This is a genomic window from Sphingomonas sp. 10B4 (assembly GCF_035019905.1).
GTDB lineage: Bacteria > Pseudomonadota > Alphaproteobacteria > Sphingomonadales > Sphingomonadaceae > Sphingomonas > Sphingomonas glacialis.
This window is the reverse complement of the sequence record NZ_JASJVC010000015.1, coordinates 21,833-39,435: the sequence shown is the minus strand read 5'-3', so window position 1 is coordinate 39,435 and position 17,603 is coordinate 21,833. Positions and strand designations below refer to the sequence as shown.

Below are 17,603 nucleotides of genomic sequence, written 5' to 3'. Positions count from 1 at the left end.
GGCCGTCCAAGCCTCAACCCATAATGGCGTCGCCCGCGATGATCGCATCGACGGCACGATCGATATCGTCATCCGATAGGAACGGTGCCTGAGCATAGATAATCCCGGGTTCGCCCGACAGGCGAGCCGCGAGATGACCAAGACCTAAAAGCTGCTCCGCGCCTTTGACGCCAAGCGCAATTTCGGATGTGCCTACGCTCGCCACCTTCAGGATCAGACGGTTGCCGAGATTGTCGCGCAACTGCATCGGCATGACGTTGGCGTCGGGACGCTGAGCCGCGAAAATCAGATGGATGCCAGCGGCGCGCGCCTTGACGCCAAGGCGCGAGACTTTCGCCGTGACAGCCGATTTATAGTCTTCGGTCAACATCCACTCGGCAAATTCGTCGTGGACGAGGAAGATCACTGGTAACCTGTCGGCAGCCGGGGTCTTGGTGTTGTAGGCCCGGATATCGCGTGCGCCATGGGTCCGAAACAGTTCGTAACGCTGCTCCATCTCCCTCACGAGACCTTCCATAACCTCGACCGCTCGTACTTGGTCAACGATCACTCCATTTTGCAGATGAGGCAGCCGTTCGATCGCAGCATAATCGACACCCATTTTTGGATCGATCAGATAGATATGGGCGAGCGCGCTCGGATTGGTGGCCGCTATGTCGAGCAGCAACGCCTGGATCAGCACCGACTTGCCGCTACCGGTCGCGCCGGCGACCAATGTGTGCGGCTCATGCGCTTGGCCGCCACCAAAGGCGCCGCCAAGGTTCAGATAAAGAACGTCGCCGTCGAGTTCCTTCAGGCCCAGCACGAAGGAGGTGTTCATGCCGGCGGGATTGCGATTGAGTGCACGGCGCGCCCACACATCCCAGAGCGACACGATCTGACGCTGCGGTCGCGCGACCCCGACCACGATCTCGCCCGGTAAGGGTGAAATCGAGATGAGGCGAAGGCCGTGCGTCGTCAGCAGCGCTGACTGCCGGGCCTCCAGGTCTTCGACACGGAGGCGATCGCTGCCCATGAAGCGGATAAGGGCGGCATTAGGCGTCAGGCGAGTGCCGACGATCTTAGCTTGGAGATTATAGCCTAGAAGCGCGGATCGCAGCTTCTGGGCGCTGCTCTCCAGCCAGGCCCGCTCCTCGGCGGAATCCTCGATCGAGCGCTCGGCATTGGCCTGAATCAGCGCATCGAGCGACGTGCCTGATGGCGGGGTAGTGTCGGGCGTCGCTACCATGGATTCAGGCATAGGGTCGGCCTGGGTTTCGACCTTGATGGCAACTGGCGCGACCACTGGTTCAGGGTCAGCCGCTTTTGGTGTCTCAGCTTCCTCGACTGCCGGCGAAGCATCTGATTCGGACGGCGGCGCGGGCGGCGTATCGGGTGCGGGTGGTGGCATGTCGCCCTCGGGCGCATCGTCATCATCGTCTTCATCATCGACACCCACGATCACAGGTGTCGGCAGGGGCGATTTGGGCTCGGCCGCAATCGCCTTGGTCCAGTCGACACGGGGTGCGGGATCGCGATAGTTTGCCTGATCCCAGACATGCTCATCGCCAAGCGCCTGGCGCAGCGCCCCAAGCGGTGCATTGGCTTCATAGGCCTTGAGCAGTTGACGCAGGCCTTCGCGGCTGAACACCTCCTGCAGGCCACTGGCGATGTCCGCAATCGGCTCTTGTTCGCCGAGCGAACTGGCATCACCTGCCGGTCCGGAGATGAAGATATGCGAATAGCCACGAAGGTCGATCGGCACCGAACCGCGGCGGATACCGTCCCGCACCCGCTCGAGCAGGCTACCCTGCCCGAGCGCCGCAGTCCCGTCGAGTAGCAGATCGGCAATCCGCGACAGCCACAGGTCGCGGTCGAGACGGCCGGGATCGCCGAACAAAGCGTCATCCATCCGCGCGACGGTTTGGCGAAGCTGCTGTCGCGATTTCCGGCTGGCTTCCGCAAGGCCCGACGCATCGACATATTTTGCTTCGGTGACGACCGCGCGCAGCCTGACCGTGCCATCTGGGTCGGTGCCGACGGATAGGCCTAGAATGTCGGCAATGCCCTCCTCCCGCTGGCCAAGCCATTCCGCATAGTCGTCGAGCAAGAACCACGCGACCGCAGCGCTGCCGCCAAGCTCTTCCCTGACCAGCGCCCGGCTCAGTACGAGCCCGACCAGTTCACCGGCTGACACACCGCGCTTGGCGGCACGCAACACGATATCGCCCGAGATGGCCGCAGCGTCGTCGATCATTCGTCGAGCCAGCGCAGAGAGCTTGTCGTCGGTCAGACCGAGCGAAAGCTCCGACAGCCTACGCCGGACGAGGACGTGAAGAATGCGCAGTTCCGAGGTCGAGGAGACAACCATATTGCGACCATGAGTCCGCTGCCGACGATAGCGGATGACGTTGATCCCCTGCGCGGCGAGCTGGCGCTTGTCGAGCAGGTCGTCATAGGTCGCGACCCACTCGGCAAGGGCGTGGACCTCGTCGAACATCGATTTCAGGCCATGATCCTGAAACGATATTTGCCGCGCTGGCAGATAATGGACTTGGGGATCGTGCGGCTGGCGGCGAATGACGCCAGCCACTGCATCGACATAGGCCCAACCGGCATCGGGTTGCCTTGGACAGGTCAGATAGCTGGTGGCTTTCAGCTCATCTTCGGCCGTGACCCGCCGATAGGACCAACGCGCCGGAACATGCTCCAACAGCGTCGGATTGTCGTTGCCGGCGGGCACGGGGAACCAGTCTTCGCGCGCTTGGCGCGAGACCACGTCGTGGAGAAACGCTACATCGATCTCGCGGCTCGTGCCGTCCGCAGGGACGCTGCCGCTGTCCAGCATGACGCCGATCCGCAGTTTGGACATAAAGTTGCGTGACGTCTCGCTGACCACGACCGCATCGGGATCACCTTCGGATTTCTCGAGCAGTTCGGAATAGACATTGCCGAGCTTGGAGCGGTCGCGGTGCCGCACCATCACATTGCAATGCACTTCATCCTGATCCTGGACCGAGTTGAGTGCATTGACGGTAGCGAGTGGGAGACCCGCCGCGTCGCAATTATAGAGCATGATGCTGAGATTCGAGCGCTCATGCGGCTGAAGATCAAGATAGCGATCAAGAAGGCTTCGGATCTGCCGCGCCGCCTCGGCCGGATCGACATCGGTCGCCGTTTCCGACGGATCGCGCACCGGTCGTTCGAGCAGGCTATAGTCGTTTACGGTGCTGGTCTCGGCGAGCAGGACTGCCTCGGATCCGTTATAACCTACCGCGATCTCGGGATAGAGCGGATGGGCAAGCTCTTCGCGGAGATCCGAAAAGAAGAGTCTGGGATCCCCGAAATTCACGTCAACATCGGACAGCAGATAGTCGATGAGGCCGGTCAGCGAACGCATTTTGACCGCCGTTCCGGCCATCCGCAATGGGTGCCAGGGGGCGATGATCGCTGAGGGCGCCGCACCCGTGACCAAGACAGTGCCGATACCTAGCACCGGCTCCCACAGATCGCGCCTGCTGATGTCGCCTGTGGCATTGACCGAAAGGGTGCGCAGCAACGCGCCATAGGCTTCGGCCTGTTCAAGCAGCGCCGACGAGGCATACCCCGAGCTCTGTAGCGCGCCGACAGCCTCGATATAAAGCAGCGAGAAACGTTGCCATGCCTCTTCGATCGCCTGCGCGCCTTCGGAGGAAAGTCGACCGGCAACCTTTGCTTCCTTCAGTTGGCGGGGGAATAGCTTGCCGATATCCGCGCCAGCGTTGTTACGCGGAATGAGCGAACCAGAGTCCTGGCCGAAGGCTGGCTGGAGCGTACCGACGTCGGCAAGCGAGACGGCCTGAAGAGCGCCCTTCTGGCTGACAGGCAAACGCGCGACATTGGTGCGAACCAGCGGGCGCTTGATCAGCCGCGCCAGATCTCCTGGAAATTCGAGACCGATGGCATTGGGTTGCGCTTGCCAGACTAATTGGACGACGGCGCGCTCGCCGCTCGCGCCGCTCCCGACCTCAAGTATTACATCGAACTTGATCTGGACGCTCGCGCGCGAGACCGACGTGTTGGGCTTGTATTTCTTCCGGCGCCTGGCGCGCTCGAGCAATTCTTCATAGGCGAAGAGATAGGGTGCGTCCCACTGCACGGCAGGGCCCATGAGCGATTGCAGCCCACGATAGCGTAGCCCGAACGCCCGGCCGATATCGGCGTTGATGTCGAGCCACTGGCCACGCGTACGGCGTGCCGACTTGATCTTGAGCGTGCGCTGGCTGCCATGCGCATTTACTTGACCAAAGAGGCGCTCGATCGCCCGCAAAAGACCTTCCGCGAAATCGGTGCACTCGAGAGGTCGCCCGAAGATGAAGCGCTCCCATTTTGCGCGGAGCGGCTTTTCCTTGGCGAGATCTTCGCGATGCGCCTCGAAAAACTCGCGGTCGTCGTCCCGTGCCTCTTTCAACGAGGTTCGGGCTTTCAGTTGCGCAAGATATTGGAGATCGGCATCGCTCAGGCGGTCGGGAAACTCGAACTCGAAGAAGTTGATCGTTTCTTCTGGAAGGCGGGTTTTCTTTTGCTTCAACCCCGAAAAGAGCTGAAGGATGCTGTCGGATTCCCATTCGAAGGTGGCAAGGGCCTCAGCCTCGTCACCCCAGCCAGGTGCCGCCTCGATAAAGGCTTCGATCACCTCATAGGCATGCGGTGCGATATCTTCTCGCACCTGCTCGAACTGCGAGCGAAGCTCCTCACTCTCAATGATCTGGCGATTGGCTCGCTGCTTATTGAGCAGAGGCTTGCGATCGGAAACCAATTTCTCGAACAGTTTCTTCCAGCGGCGCGGCTGATCACTATCCTTGTCGGTCAGGCCGAGAAAATAGCCACGGTCGCGTGGCAAATGCAGAGCGGGAAGCGCCCAACCTAACGCTGCTGCCACGGGTGTTGACTGTTCCTCAATACAGGAACGGGTGAGGGCCACATAGTGGGCGATCTGATGGAGGGTCCAATCGTCGGCCTCATTCAATCCGCGCAAAGCCGCAATCCAGGCCTTGCTCTGTCCTTCGAGCAAACCAAGGCCCGCGCTTGCCGCCTCAACCCAGGGTTTGGGATCTTCGGTCAGCTGCTTGGCGCCGACCAAAGTGACGTCGTGTAGAGAGGCGCCCTGGTCGTCATCAGCGTTCGCCATCAGCAGCGCTGGCCGATCGCACTCCGCATTGCGAACATGGGTCGTGCGCTCGTCCGTCAGGACATGCTCGGGTAGGTCGAAATCCGCAACGAGCGCACGCGGGATTACGATCTTCAACAGAGCGTCTGTGGCGGGATCCTTGAGTAAGGCTGCTGCAATCGCGGCGACCTGCTCGCCCGAGAGACGATCGAGTAGGAAGCGTGCGACGCCGTCATCATCCGACGTCGTGCCAAGGCGCTGCCGAAGCGAGGTCGCGCCAGCGGCGCCGATCAGTTCTGATGGTTTCACGCCGCGTCCGTCCGCTGGAATGGGTTTTCGACATAGGCGCAGGAATCCGACAATCGCTTTAGCAAACCGAGGCTCGCGAGCCGCTCTTCCAGCCTGCGGGCATTGTCGGAGAAATCTTCTTGGTCGGCGTTGCCGCTGGCAATCAGATCGCGTGCTTGGCCATCGCCAATGACGATCCCATAGCGCTCATAGAGCGCGTCGAGGAAATCCTTGAATTCCATGCGTCGTCCCACGCATGTCACCACAAGGGTTTTCAGGAGCCGGTCGGTCGGCGCGTAGCGAATCCGCCGACTCGACCGCCGTGACGAGAGGCCGATCGCGCGCGACCAAGTCGCGTGCACTTTTCCGACATGCTGCTTGTGCCGGGTGACCGCGCGCTCCACCAAGCGGCTCACGAGCAGATCGGGATCCGTGCCGATATCGTCAGTGTCGTCCGGCTCCGGCCAGTCAAATGCCTTTTTCAGTATCTCGGCCGCATTGAACGCGGGCTCATCCGACGCCACCGCGTCTGTCCATGCCTGGGTTTCGGTCGACATCCTGATGAAGCGGTCCAGCGCTTGCTGCGGCAGCATATTGTTATGTTGGTAGGAGTCAGCCGAGAGATCACGGACCACCGATTTCTTGGGTGATACGATCTCGCAGACCAAGGTGATCGGCGCACGAGCGAGCACCTCGCGTGCCCTGTCGAGTTGATAGAGGACCAGATTGAGACCGGTGACCGTTACCAGGTGCGGGATCACATCATAGGCGGGGATCGGCAGATTGAGGATCGCCATCCAGTCTTCCGCAAGCCGGTCGAACACCGGATGGGTGGCGCAGGGCAGGAACGCGCCGCCACGCTCAGCCCGGGACTTTTGCGGTTCTCCCTGCAGCGCCCGCACCATACCGTCATAGGGTGCCGGGTTTTCGAGAAAGCGCTCGATAAGCTTGGTGCGCAGCTCATCGGAGCGATTGCTGCGGCAAAGCATCAGGTAAAGCAGTTCGCCGGTACGCGCGAAGAAGCGTCGATCGGTCGAGATGCCACCCTTGGCACTGACGCTGACATCTTCATATAGCGCGTTCGGCCCGAAGGGGAAAACGAACTTCGAGCTCCAGCGCTTGTTGCTGGTGCCTTCGATCGCCGATCCCTGCAGGAAATCGATCACCGCTGCGAAATCGGTGAAGGTCTCGAACCGCTCGCGCAGATAGGAAAAGTCGGGCTTGTCGATGCCGCCCGCCGACTGCGCTATTTTCTGCAGCCACAGTGACCAGGATGCGTCGTCTGACAGGTTTGCCGCCCGGACCGTGACAATATGCGGGTTGTTGAAGACGAGATTGCGCAGCTTGAGCTGAACCTGTGGGCGGTAGGAAAGCGTGTTCAGCTCATCTTCGACCAAGGGTCTACCCGCTTCATGCTCGGCCAGCAGCACGGTCAGAAATTCGAGGAATGTCAGCCAGGGTGATTGCTCATCATGAAGTCGATGACCCCATATGGCCTCATCGACCCAGATGGCCGGACCGCTCTTGTCTTCGAACAGCGACGGACGATCGAGCACTTCCATGGTCATGCTCGCACCATTACCCGACGTGGCGTGGCGCGCCCGTCATTGCCCAGTTCGATGAAGCGCAGCACCAGTTCGCCATCGGTTGCCTGATCATCGCCATCGAGATGGCGTCTATTCTCGGTTTCACGCAGTAGCCTTGCCTTGAACGCGAGGAGATCCTCATGACACTCTAGCGAGAAACTGCTTGGCAGCGCGCCATCGGCAACCCGACCCAGAAATTCGAACCGCGTTGGTGATAGGGAAAGCGTGACGAGCGGGATGTCGTCGCCGCGGACGAGGCGAACCGAAACACCAAAACCACCAAAATCATCGGCGACCAGACTGACTTCCTCGCCAGCAGCGCGCGGTACCGAAATAAGCTCATCTAACAACGGGCTGCGCTTGCTCTGCGAATAGCTGCCCGATGTGGCGAGAACGAGTTCGTCTTGATTCTGGACAAGCATGCCCGTGAAGATCCGGTTCAATCCGCGCACGACGAGCGACAGTGCGGTGCGCGGGAGTTGCTGCCCGGCAGTCAGTTTTTTTGCCACGTCTAGGTACAGGCCCGCAAACCGGAACACGGTCAGATCCCAGAACATATATTGGGTTTCGAGCGCCTTTGGCATCGTGAAAAAGAGTCGCTGGCGCTGGGACCGAAGCAGCGTCAGATATCGGTAGCGGTCGCTGGTTTCGACACCTTCGAGATAGGCGCGTTGCGCGCGCGCATAGGCCGGTGTGGCACCATAGATCAGATCGCTCAGCACGAGCGCGGCGTAAGCCTCGGAATAGGCCGGATCGTCCGCGCCATAGACCAACAGATTATCGACCCGGTTGCTGGTCTCCGCGCCAATGCCGAAGATGTTCAGTTTCTTGAACAGTTCGGTTTTCTCTGCCCGGCTGGCTTTCAAATTTTCGCCGAAGATGTTGCGATAGATGCTGGCAAGATCTGACCGTCCGCTTTGCTGGATGTCAGGCACATCGGCGCACGACATCAGGCCATCGCGCGCATCGGGATGCCCAAGCAGACTGTTCGACGCAAGGGCCAGAAGCTGGCGGACCGGGAAGTGGCTGCCATTGCGTTCGCTCAGTTCGATCAGCGAGGCTAGTCGGTCCTGGAACGGATCATCCGGGCCTTCCGCCATCATCCGCCGGCGATTTTCGCGGATTGGACAGCTTTGTCCCTCAGTTTGGGACGGACATGTGTCGCACCCACCCCATCCCTCATGCTGGGTAATCGCCTTGATGATATCGATGGTCATCTGCGCGGCCGGCGCACGGCTGAGGTCGCTCAGCTCGAGCCGAACGCCATTGTCCGCCGTTGTTCCGGTTACGAGCAGGTCTTCAACGACCTGCGCCAAGCGCTTCACGGTTGCGGTCTGGGGCGCCGTCTTCAACTTTTCCAAGAGCTGGCCATGGTTGGCTGCAACAAGATATATTGTCTTCGTTTCGGATGAGGCCGCGTCTGCGGCGAACGCCTCGATCAGGTCGCCGCCTTCCTGGTCCTTCAGCTCGCTTAAATCCTTGACGATGACGAGCGTGTGATCGCCGATGGCGATGCGATGAAGTTTGGCTCCTAAATTCCAGACGGCGACATCGCCGCCAAGCGCCGTCCAAACTTCGCGGCAATGATAGGTTTTGCCGTCACCAGCAGTTCCGGTGATGATCTGCGAAATCGGCTCTCCGCTGTGAAAATTCGCTAGAAGAGCCGGCAGAAACTGAGCTGGAAGCGTGATCGGCGCAATTTTGTGACGCTTAAGTGCTCGCTGGATCGATTCGTCGTACATGTTGTCATTGGTGGGAATCGGCCCATAATTCCGGAGGAAACGGACCCATGCCGCTGTTGACGGTACCACTGACAATCTCTTCCCCCTCGCACTCCGGATTTCGTTCTACGCAATGGTGGCGATCTGGCAACGGAAACCGGGGGACAGCCATCATTGCTGGAACGCTCCCAGGCAGCGAGTGTGGCGGCGTACGCCGTCGGCGCGATGGGCGACGCGGCAAATCCATCGTGGGTCACCGGCCAGATACCTACGCCATCCAGCTGTCCTTAGAGGGCGGCGGAACAGATTTCCTTGGCTGCGTTCGCAACCGGCTCTAGGCTACCCTCAACGGGGGATGAGCTTTGTTTCGCATTACGGCCAGAACGGTATTAGAGCTTGGATCCGAGCTAATTAGCTCGGATATTATCGCATTTTACGAGCTTATCAAAAACGGCTTCGATGCTGGGACGAAAGCCGGCGTTGATGTGCGTTTTGATATCGCCCTTCCGCGGCGCGCCTACCTCAAGCTGATCGAGAAGATCGGGGCGGGGGGAAGTGCCGACGAAAGCAAGGAAGCTGCGACGGCAGCGCTTTTGCCCACCGCTAGCGAAGCGGCGCTAGAGGGCTTCAGAGAAGCGATTAAGGCCGCAACCAGTCGGCAGAGCCTCCTCGATAGCTTGGCGGAGGCCCAGAAGCGTTTCAACCGGATCACCGTGTCCGACACCGGATCGGGCATGTCGCGCGCTGATCTGGAGCGCAACTTTCTCGTGATCGGAACCGCTTCGCGGAAACGAGAGGTCGAGGCCGCGCTCAAGCGTGGCGATGCGCAAACTCCCTATCTTGGTGAAAAGGGCATCGGTCGCCTGTCGGCCATGCGCCTTGGTGAACGGCTGCGTGTTGAGACAGCGCGAGCCGATGAAACCCATCTCAATCTGCTCGAAATCGACTGGCGCGCGTTTGGGGATGTCGACGCCATGCTCGATCAAATTCCCGTCGCGCCAACAGCAGGGCCGCTGAAACCGTCCAAAACTTGGTCCGGCACCTCTATTGTCATCAGTGACCTTACAGAAAACTGGACACAGACCCGTGTCACTGAACTGACCGAGGACGATTTCGCGCGTTTGACCGATCCCTTTGCCGACGCCAGCACCAGGCCTCGCATAGCGATATATTGGAACGGCGATCGCGTCGCCGTTCCAATCATGCCGGCCGCCTTACTGGAGGCCGCCCACGCTAAGGTCAGCGGAACTTACGAAATCATCGACAGTGCGCCGGTCCTCAAAATCGTCGTCGAGGCGCTGGATCTGGGGTTCGATCACCCTCAAGAGAAACAGATGATCACCCTGACCGTGGATGATCTTCAGGGGGCGATCATCGGGAAGGAAGGGCATATCGAGGATAGCGCACTCACCACCGTCGGGCCATTCTCGTTCGAAGCGCATTGGTACAACCGTCGCCGGCTTTCAGGCATTGATGCAATCGGTGAACAGAGGGCGGTTCGCGAGGTGCAGGAACGTTGGTCTGGCATCCTGCTTTTCAGGGATCGGTATCGCGTATATCCCTATGGCGAGGAGGAAGACGATTGGCTCGAGCTTGATCGCCGGGCCCTTCGCCGTTCTGGTTACACGCTCAACAAAACCCAGTTCATCGGTCGCGTCAACATTTCGCGGATCGAAAACCCCCTGCTGGTCGACCAGACCAACCGTGAAGGCTTGCGCGTCACCCCGGAGCAGCATGTTCTCCTTCAGGTGATACGCTATTCAATCCAGGATCTGCTGGGCGCCTTTATGAAGGACGTGGAAAAACAGTATAAGCAGCAGAAGATTCGTGACAAGGCGTCTGAGTTCGTCGGCTTGGATGCGGATTGAACGTGCGAGGTCGCAACGCTCCCCCTCCGCGAGATCGGCTGGATGTTCGAGCATTTCCGCGAGGCCCCGTATCGCCGTCAACGGTGTCTTGAGATCGTGCGAAACAGCGGACAGGAGGGTGTTACGCAGCTTCTCGCCTTCCATGCGCAAGATCGTATCCTGGGCGACCTCGACGAAATGGATGCGTTCGAGCGCCAGGGCGATCGACGAACAGCAAGCGTCGAGCAGACGCCGGTCATCGGGGTCGGCGGAGAGAGGGCCGGCCTTCGGTTCGAGTACCAGGACTCCGCGCACAGCCGCGGGCCCCTTCAGCGGCACATAAAGCGCCTCTGCCGCGCTGAGCGTCTGCGTTCCGAGTCCAGCCTCTTGGATGTGGTCGTAGCTCCACTGCGCGACGGAAAAATCCAGAAACGCGCAATTGCCCGCCGCGACCAACTTTCCGTCGGTGCCTGGAAGCAGTATCTCGAGACGAGCATTGAACAGCGGCGCAATCGTTTCCTTGCATATCGCACTGATCTGGTCGGTCTTGATAACGCCCGACAGGGTGCGCGCCACCTGGGCCAGAGTTGATGCGCGTCGTTCGCCGGCCCGGGCGATGCGTGCTTCGGAACGCAACCGTGCCGCAAGCTGGCTGATCATCAAGGCGACAGCCAGCATCAGCGCGAAGGTGAAGACGTATTGCGTGTCGGAGACCGCGAAGGAAAAGCGCGGCTCGATGAAGAAAAAATCGAACAGTGCCACGCTCAAGAACGAGGCCCATGCCCCCGCGACACGGCCCAGCCGAAACGCGATGAACACGACCGTAAGCAGGAAGAGCATCACGATATTGGAGACGTCGAAGACGCGGAACAGAAAGTCGGCGGTCCCCGTCGTAACCGCGCAGGCGAACGTCGTGATCAGTAGCGCACGCGCCGAGCCGGGCGTGGTCCGTGCCGGGCGAGGTCCGCGGGAGGATTCCGTCTTCGGAACGCCCAGCAGGATTATTCCGATTTCGGGATTGGCGCGGGCGACACGTTCGGCAAGCGTGGCGCGGAACGGAAGTGCGCGCCTTCCTGAAGAATTGCCCATGACAAGCTTGGTCGCGTTGCGCTTGCGCGCGTAATCCAGGAGCGTTTCGGTGACGTCCTGTCCGGGAACGTTGGCAAATTCCGCCCCCTCGCTTTGCGCGGTCGCCGCGAGCTTGAACAGGATCTGCCGCGCTTCCTCGTCGTCGTCTTGGTGGGGACGATCGACATGCACGACGATCCAGTTCGCCTGCAGACGCCTGGCAAGCGTCGCGCCCTCGCGCACCAGCCTATCCTGGGACTGGCGGGCGCTCACGCACACCATGATCAACTCGCGCGTCGGCCAGACTTTCTGGATCGCATGGGAGATGCGATAGGTGCGCACATCAGCGTTCACGCGTTCGGCCACGCGCCGCAGCGCAAGCTCGCGCAGGGCGATCAAATTGCCGCGACGGAAGAAGTTTTGCCGCGCGCGCTCGATTGCCATCGGGATATAGACTTTCCCCGCAGCGAGGCGCGCCAGGAGGTCGTCGGGCGGCAGATCTACGAGCACCACATCGGTCGCGCGATCGAAGATCCGTTCGGGAACAGTCTCCCGCACGCGGATGCCGATGATCCCGCCGACGATGTCGTTGACGCTGTCGAGATGCTGGACGTTGACTGCGGTATAGACATGGATTCCGGCGTCGAGCAGCTCTTCGATGTCCTGCCACCGCTTGGCGTGGCGGCTGCCCGGGGCGTTGGTATGCGCGAGTTCGTCGACGATGAGGAGCTGGAACCCCGAGGTTAGCGCCGCGTCGAGGTCGAATTCCTTGACCGCCTGACCACGACCGACATCCTTGAGCGGCACGGTCGGAAGGCCCTCGGCAAGAGCGGCGGTTTCCCTGCGCCCATGCGTCTCGACGATCCCGATCCCAACCGATGTCCCCTCGGCCAGCATTTGGCGCGCGGCGTGGAGCATCGCGAACGTCTTCCCCACGCCAGCACAGGCGCCGAAAAAAATCTTCAGCTGGCCGCGGCTCGAGCGTTGCGCTTCTTCCTTCACGATTTGAAGAAGCGCGTCGGGATCTGGGCGTCTATCCGTCATCGGTGCAAACTGCCGTTCTAATCTCGTTCGGATCTTGCCACCTTTAAAAGAAGGGCGTCAGCGCGATGTCGATGAGCTTGATGCCGATGAACGGCGCGATAATCCCTCCCAAGCCATAAATGAAGAGGTTGCGGCGCAGGAGACGCTCTGCCGATTCTGCCCGATACCTGACGCCTCGGAGTGCGAGTGGGATGAGCGCGACGATGATCAGTGCGTTGAATATGACCGCCGAAAGGATCGCGGACGCCGGGCTATGCAGCCCCATCACATTGAGCGCACCTAACGCCGGGTAGGTCACGACGAAGGCAGCTGGAATGATCGCGAAATATTTTGCGAGATCATTTGCGACGGAAAAGGTCGTGAGTGCTCCGCGTGTCATGATCATCTGCTTGCCGACCTCGACGACCCGCAGCAATTTGGTCGGATTGCTGTCGAGATCGACCATATTGCCGGCTTCCTTGGCTGCCTGCGTGCCGCTGTTCATCGCGACCGCGACGTCGGCCTGTGCCAAGGCTGGGGCGTCATTGGTGCCGTCTCCGGTCATCGCAACCAATCTGCCTTCCGCTTGATATTTGCGGATCAGCTCGAGTTTGTCTTCCGGCGTCGCCTCGGCGAGATAATCGTCGACACCGGCTTCCGCAGCGATCGCGGCGGCCGTCAGCTGGTTGTCGCCGGTGATCATCACCGTCTTGATGCCCATCGCGCGCAATTCCGCGAAGCGTTCCTTGATGCCGCCCTTGATGATGTCCTTCAGCTCGACCACACCGAGGATCTGGACGCCGTCGGCGACCACAAGCGGAGTGCTGCCACGCCGCGCGACGTCGTCGACGATCTTGCCCACTTCTTGCGGAAACACACCTCCGAGCCGTTCGACGTGCAGCTTGATCGCGCTGGCGGCGCCTTTGCGGATTTGCCGGCCATCGACGTCAATGCCGCTCATGCGGGTATGGGCGCTGAAGGCGATCGTTTCGGCGCCCTGCAACTCCCGCCCGCGGATGTCGAAGGCAGTTTTCGCCAGAACGACGATCGAGCGACCTTCGGGCGTTTCATCGGCGAGGGACGCGAGCTGGGCGGCATCGGCCAGCTCGCGCTCGCTTATGCGGGGTGCCGGTATAAACGTGCTCGCTTCGCGATTGCCGAGGGTGATCGTACCGGTCTTGTCGAGCAGCAGCACGTCGACGTCGCCAGCCGCCTCGATCGCACGGCCGGAGGTCGCGAGCACGTTGGCCTTCATCATCCGGCTCATCCCAGCGATCCCCACCGCTGAGAGAAGTGCGCCGATTGTCGTCGGGATGAGACAGACCAGCAGAGCGATCAGAACGGTGATGCTGACCAGCTTGCCACCGCCCGCGACCGCCACGCTGAAGCTAGAAAAGGGAAGCAGCGTCACGCAGACAAGCAGGAAGATCAGTGTCAGCGCGACCAGGAGGATCGTGAGTGCAATCTCGTTCGGCGTCTTGCCGCGCTTGGCACCCTCGACCATCGCGATCATTCGGTCGAGAAAAGCCTCGCCAGGATTGGCCGTGACCTTCGCAATCAGCCAATCGGACAGAACGCGCGTGCCACCGGTGATCGAGCCGAAGTCGCCGCCCGCCTCGCGAATTACGGGCGCCGATTCACCGGTGATCGCTGACTCATCGACGGATGCGGCGCCGCGAATGACCTCGCCATCGGCAGGGATGATCTCTCCGGCCCTGACCAGGACAAACATTCCCACGCCGAGTTCGTCACTGGGAGTGGGCCAGGACTGGCTCTCCAGGTTTGGCTCTTTGAGCACGCAGGCAAGGACCTTCTGGCGCGTAGCACGGAGAGCGTCGGCCTGCGCCTTGCCGCGGCCCTCGGCCAGAGCCTCGGCTCCGTTTGCGAACAGCACCGTAAACCACAGCCACGCGGCGATGGCGAAAACGAAGGCGCCGGACTCCCCGCCTTTGCCGGTAAGCACTCCAATCCAGAGCACAGTGGTAACGATGCTCCCCAGATAGACGACGAACATCACAGGGTTCTTCATCTGGACTTTGAAAGACAATTTCTTGAAGGCCTCGCCGATCACGGAGCCCCAGGAAATCGGTTTAAGGTGTCCGATCACACCTGCGGCCGACGGCACGCCAGCATCTGCATATGACATGGATGTATCGCTTTCTTACTGCGCCGCCGAGCGGCGGTGCGCCGCTACGTCCAGGGCGAGGTTGAGCTGCACGACGTTGATCCGCGGATCACCGAGCACGCCAAGCTGGCGCCCGGTGGTCTGCCGATCGATGAGGCGAAGCAGGTCCTGGGTGGGCATCGCGCGGGCCTTTGCCACTCGCGAAACTTGCAGGCGGGCGTTCGCAAGCGAAATATCCGGGTCGAGGCCAGATGCAGACGCGGTAACGGCATCTACCGGGATCTTGGCATTTTGCCCCAGTCCGTTCTCGTCGCGATACGATCTGCTTCGCGCGGCTACGGCCTCAAGCAGCTTCTTGCTCAACACCCCTTGATTGCTCGCCGCACTCGCGCCTGCGTTGTACGGCGCGTCGACCGTCTTGGACGCATCCTTGGGATCGGGTGCCGTCGTCGCGCTTGGCCTGCTGTGGAAATATTCTGGCCGTGTGAAATATTGTCCGATGACGGCTGACCCGACGACCTGCCTGCTTCGCTGAATCAAGCTGCCTCGCGCCTGATCGGGAAAGAGGATCGCTGCCGCGCCCGTCGTGACCAGTGGATAGACGATCCCCGCCACGACCATGAAGAACAGGGCGGATACGAGAACCGGTCGCGTTACGCCCTGCAGTACCGGCACCGCCGGTCGCTTGGATTCGTTTGTAAGCTCGCGCATGGATATGTCCTTAGAAGGTCGTGCCCGAGAGCATCAGAAGGTGCTCGACGATCGGCCCCAGCGCCAGCGCGGGGAGAAAGGTCAGGCCGCCGACGACAAGGATCACGAAGACGAGCAGGCCGGTGAATAGCGGTGTCGATGTCGAAAGTGTCCCCGGACCCGCCGGCACGCCTTTCTTGTTCGCCAGGACCCCCGCCACCGCCAGCATCGGAAGCAGCGTCAGATAACGGCCCGCCAGCATCGCCAAGCCAATCGTCGTGTTGAAGAAGGGTGTGTTGGCGTTGAGGCCGGCAAAGGCCGAACCATTGTTGGCCGTGCCCGACGTGTAGGCATAGAGCACTTCGCTGAAGCCGTGCGGGCCGCCGTTGGCGAGACTGGTCATGACCGAAGGGGCCAGGCAGGCAAGCGCGGTAAATCCGAGAATGCTGAACGGGTGGGCGAGAACGGCCAGCATCACATATTTCATTTCCCGCGCCTCGATCTTCTTGCCGAGGAACTCGGGTGTGCGGCCGATCATCATGCCGACGAGGAACACGGTGAGAATGACATAGGTGACCAGGTTGATGAGGCCGACACCGTCACCACCGAACACGGTGTTCAGCATCATCTGGGCAAGGGGAACGAAGCCACCCAGCGGGGTCAGCGATGAATGCATGGAGTCGACCGAACCCGTCGTCGCCGCCGTCGTGACGGCCACGAACATGCTGCTCTGGGCAATGCCAAAGCGCAGCTCCTTCCCCTCCATATTCCCGCCCGCCTGGAATGCGGTGTGCGTCTGGTCGACCCCCATCGAGGCGAGCAGCGGATTGCCGGCTCGTTCCGAACCGTAGGTCAGCGTGAGAAAGCCGAGAAACATCACGAGAAAGGCCGCGAAGATCGCCCAGCCTTGGCTTCGGCGCACCAGCATCGCGCCGAACGTGTAGGTGAGTGCGGACGGGATCAGCAACATGCTCAGCATGTGCAAGGTGTTGGTCAGCGGCGTGGGGTTTTCGAACGGATGCGCGGCGTTCATGGCGAAAAAGCCCCCGCCATTGGTGCCGATATGCTTGATCGATTCAAGGCTCGCTACCGGGCCAATGATCAATTGCTGCCTGACACCTTCAAGTGTCGTCACGATCGCATCGGCGCTCAGCGTTTGCGGAATGCCTTGCCAGACATACACCAGCGCCATCACGAAGCTCAGCGGGATCAGCAGACGATAGGTCACACGTGTGAAATCGACCCAATAATTGCCGATGTCCGACGTGCTCTTCCGGCTGAGGCCACGAACGAAGCCACCTGCCGCCGCGACGCCGGTCGCAGCGCTGACTACCATCAGGAACGTGATTACCGCCATCTGCGAGAAGTTCGAGAGGCTCGATTCCCCAGAATAGGACTGCCAATTCGTGTTGGTGATGAACGACGCGGCGGTGTTGAACGCCAGGTCGGGCGTCTGTGACGCCCGCTGGAGCGTGTCGCCCGGAAGGAAGTCCTGCACGCGCAGGAGAAGGTAGCCGAGCAGCATCATCGCCGCATTGCTCAGGACCAGAACCATGCCGTAGCGTTTCCACGGCATCTTCTCGTCGGGATCGACGCCGAGAATAGCGTACGTGCCCCGTTCCAAGAGAGTGTGGCCGGGGCTCACGAAGAGATGGGTCATCCACTTCCCGAGGATCACGACCAGTCCGGTCATGATCGTGAGGATGATCACGAATTGGAGGATATCATCGAACATTGGAATGCCTCACATCCTGTCCAAGGCGAGGATGAACCCGGCCGTCAGGACAAAGAAGACGAGAGTTACCGTTACGAAGGTAAGGTCGCCCATAGTTTCACCATTGCTTGAGAGAGTGGCTAACCGTTTGACGCGGGGTCAGAAGCGCTCGGCTTTGACGAGAGCGTAGAACAGATAGACGAACAGCCCAGCGGCGGAGATTCCGGCCAGCACGGCAGCCAGTTCAGTGGCCATGGAGCGCCTCCGTGGCCCCCATGAACGCATAACGATATGTCATTGGATGGTCGTATTGGGGGTAGGTGTGACGCATGGTGCCGCTCCGGTACTGCGAAAAGTCGCCGGCGTTTGTCTACGGAGCAGCGTATAAAGGCGGCGCTGAATCTTCCTGCTCT

9 protein-coding genes are annotated in these 17,603 nt (G+C 60.7%); 1 reads left to right on the top strand and 8 read right to left on the bottom strand.

The features are described 5' to 3' along the window. Positions 1–13 precede the first annotated feature (13 nt). From QN347_RS06805 to QN347_RS06795, 3 genes are read right to left on the bottom strand one after another with little or no spacing between them, the layout of a single operon-like run. Positions 14–5,437, bottom strand: a complete 5,424-nt coding sequence (locus tag QN347_RS06805; protein WP_322161830.1) for an FtsK/SpoIIIE domain-containing protein — start codon at positions 5,435–5,437, stop codon at positions 14–16. Continuing rightward, complete coding sequence (locus QN347_RS06800) at positions 5,434–6,984, bottom strand: hypothetical protein (RefSeq protein WP_322161831.1); 1,551 nt, start codon at positions 6,982–6,984, stop codon at positions 5,434–5,436. The genes QN347_RS06805 and QN347_RS06800 overlap by 4 nt, the downstream gene beginning before the upstream one ends. Next, complete coding sequence (locus QN347_RS06795) at positions 6,981–8,744, bottom strand: hypothetical protein (protein WP_322161832.1); 1,764 nt, start codon at positions 8,742–8,744, stop codon at positions 6,981–6,983. The genes QN347_RS06800 and QN347_RS06795 overlap by 4 nt, the downstream gene beginning before the upstream one ends. Positions 8,745–9,085: 341 nt before the next feature. Between QN347_RS06795 and QN347_RS06790 the strand changes: the two genes are divergently transcribed. Then, positions 9,086–10,591 (top strand): ATP-binding protein, encoded by a 1,506-nt coding sequence (locus QN347_RS06790; RefSeq protein ID WP_322161833.1) that lies wholly within the window; start codon positions 9,086–9,088, stop codon positions 10,589–10,591. Here QN347_RS06790 and QN347_RS06785 read toward each other — a convergent pair. The 5 genes from QN347_RS06785 to kdpF all read right to left on the bottom strand — a co-directional run bounded on the left by QN347_RS06785 (position 10,484) and on the right by kdpF (position 17,445). Next, a complete protein-coding gene (locus tag QN347_RS06785; RefSeq protein ID WP_322161835.1) occupies positions 10,484–12,640 on the bottom strand; it encodes a sensor histidine kinase KdpD in 2,157 nt (718 codons plus the stop codon). The genes QN347_RS06790 and QN347_RS06785 overlap by 108 nt on opposite strands. An 85-nt stretch (positions 12,641–12,725) precedes the next feature. Continuing rightward, complete coding sequence (gene kdpB / locus QN347_RS06780; RefSeq protein WP_416194518.1) at positions 12,726–14,690, bottom strand: potassium-transporting ATPase subunit KdpB; 1,965 nt, start codon at positions 14,688–14,690, stop codon at positions 12,726–12,728. Positions 14,691–14,822: 132 nt separating this feature from the next. Further along, positions 14,823–15,497, bottom strand: coding sequence for a K(+)-transporting ATPase subunit C (gene kdpC / locus QN347_RS06775; protein WP_322161839.1), 675 nt, complete (start codon positions 15,495–15,497; stop codon positions 14,823–14,825). Between the two features lie 10 nt (positions 15,498–15,507). After that, entirely contained in the window at positions 15,508–17,211 is a 1,704-nt protein-coding gene (kdpA, locus tag QN347_RS06770; protein ID WP_322161841.1) for a potassium-transporting ATPase subunit KdpA, read from the bottom strand. Positions 17,212–17,349: 138 nt separating this feature from the next. Further along, positions 17,350–17,445, bottom strand: a complete 96-nt coding sequence (gene kdpF / locus QN347_RS06765; protein ID WP_322161842.1) for a K(+)-transporting ATPase subunit F — start codon at positions 17,443–17,445, stop codon at positions 17,350–17,352. Between the last annotated feature and the right edge of the window lie 158 nt (positions 17,446–17,603).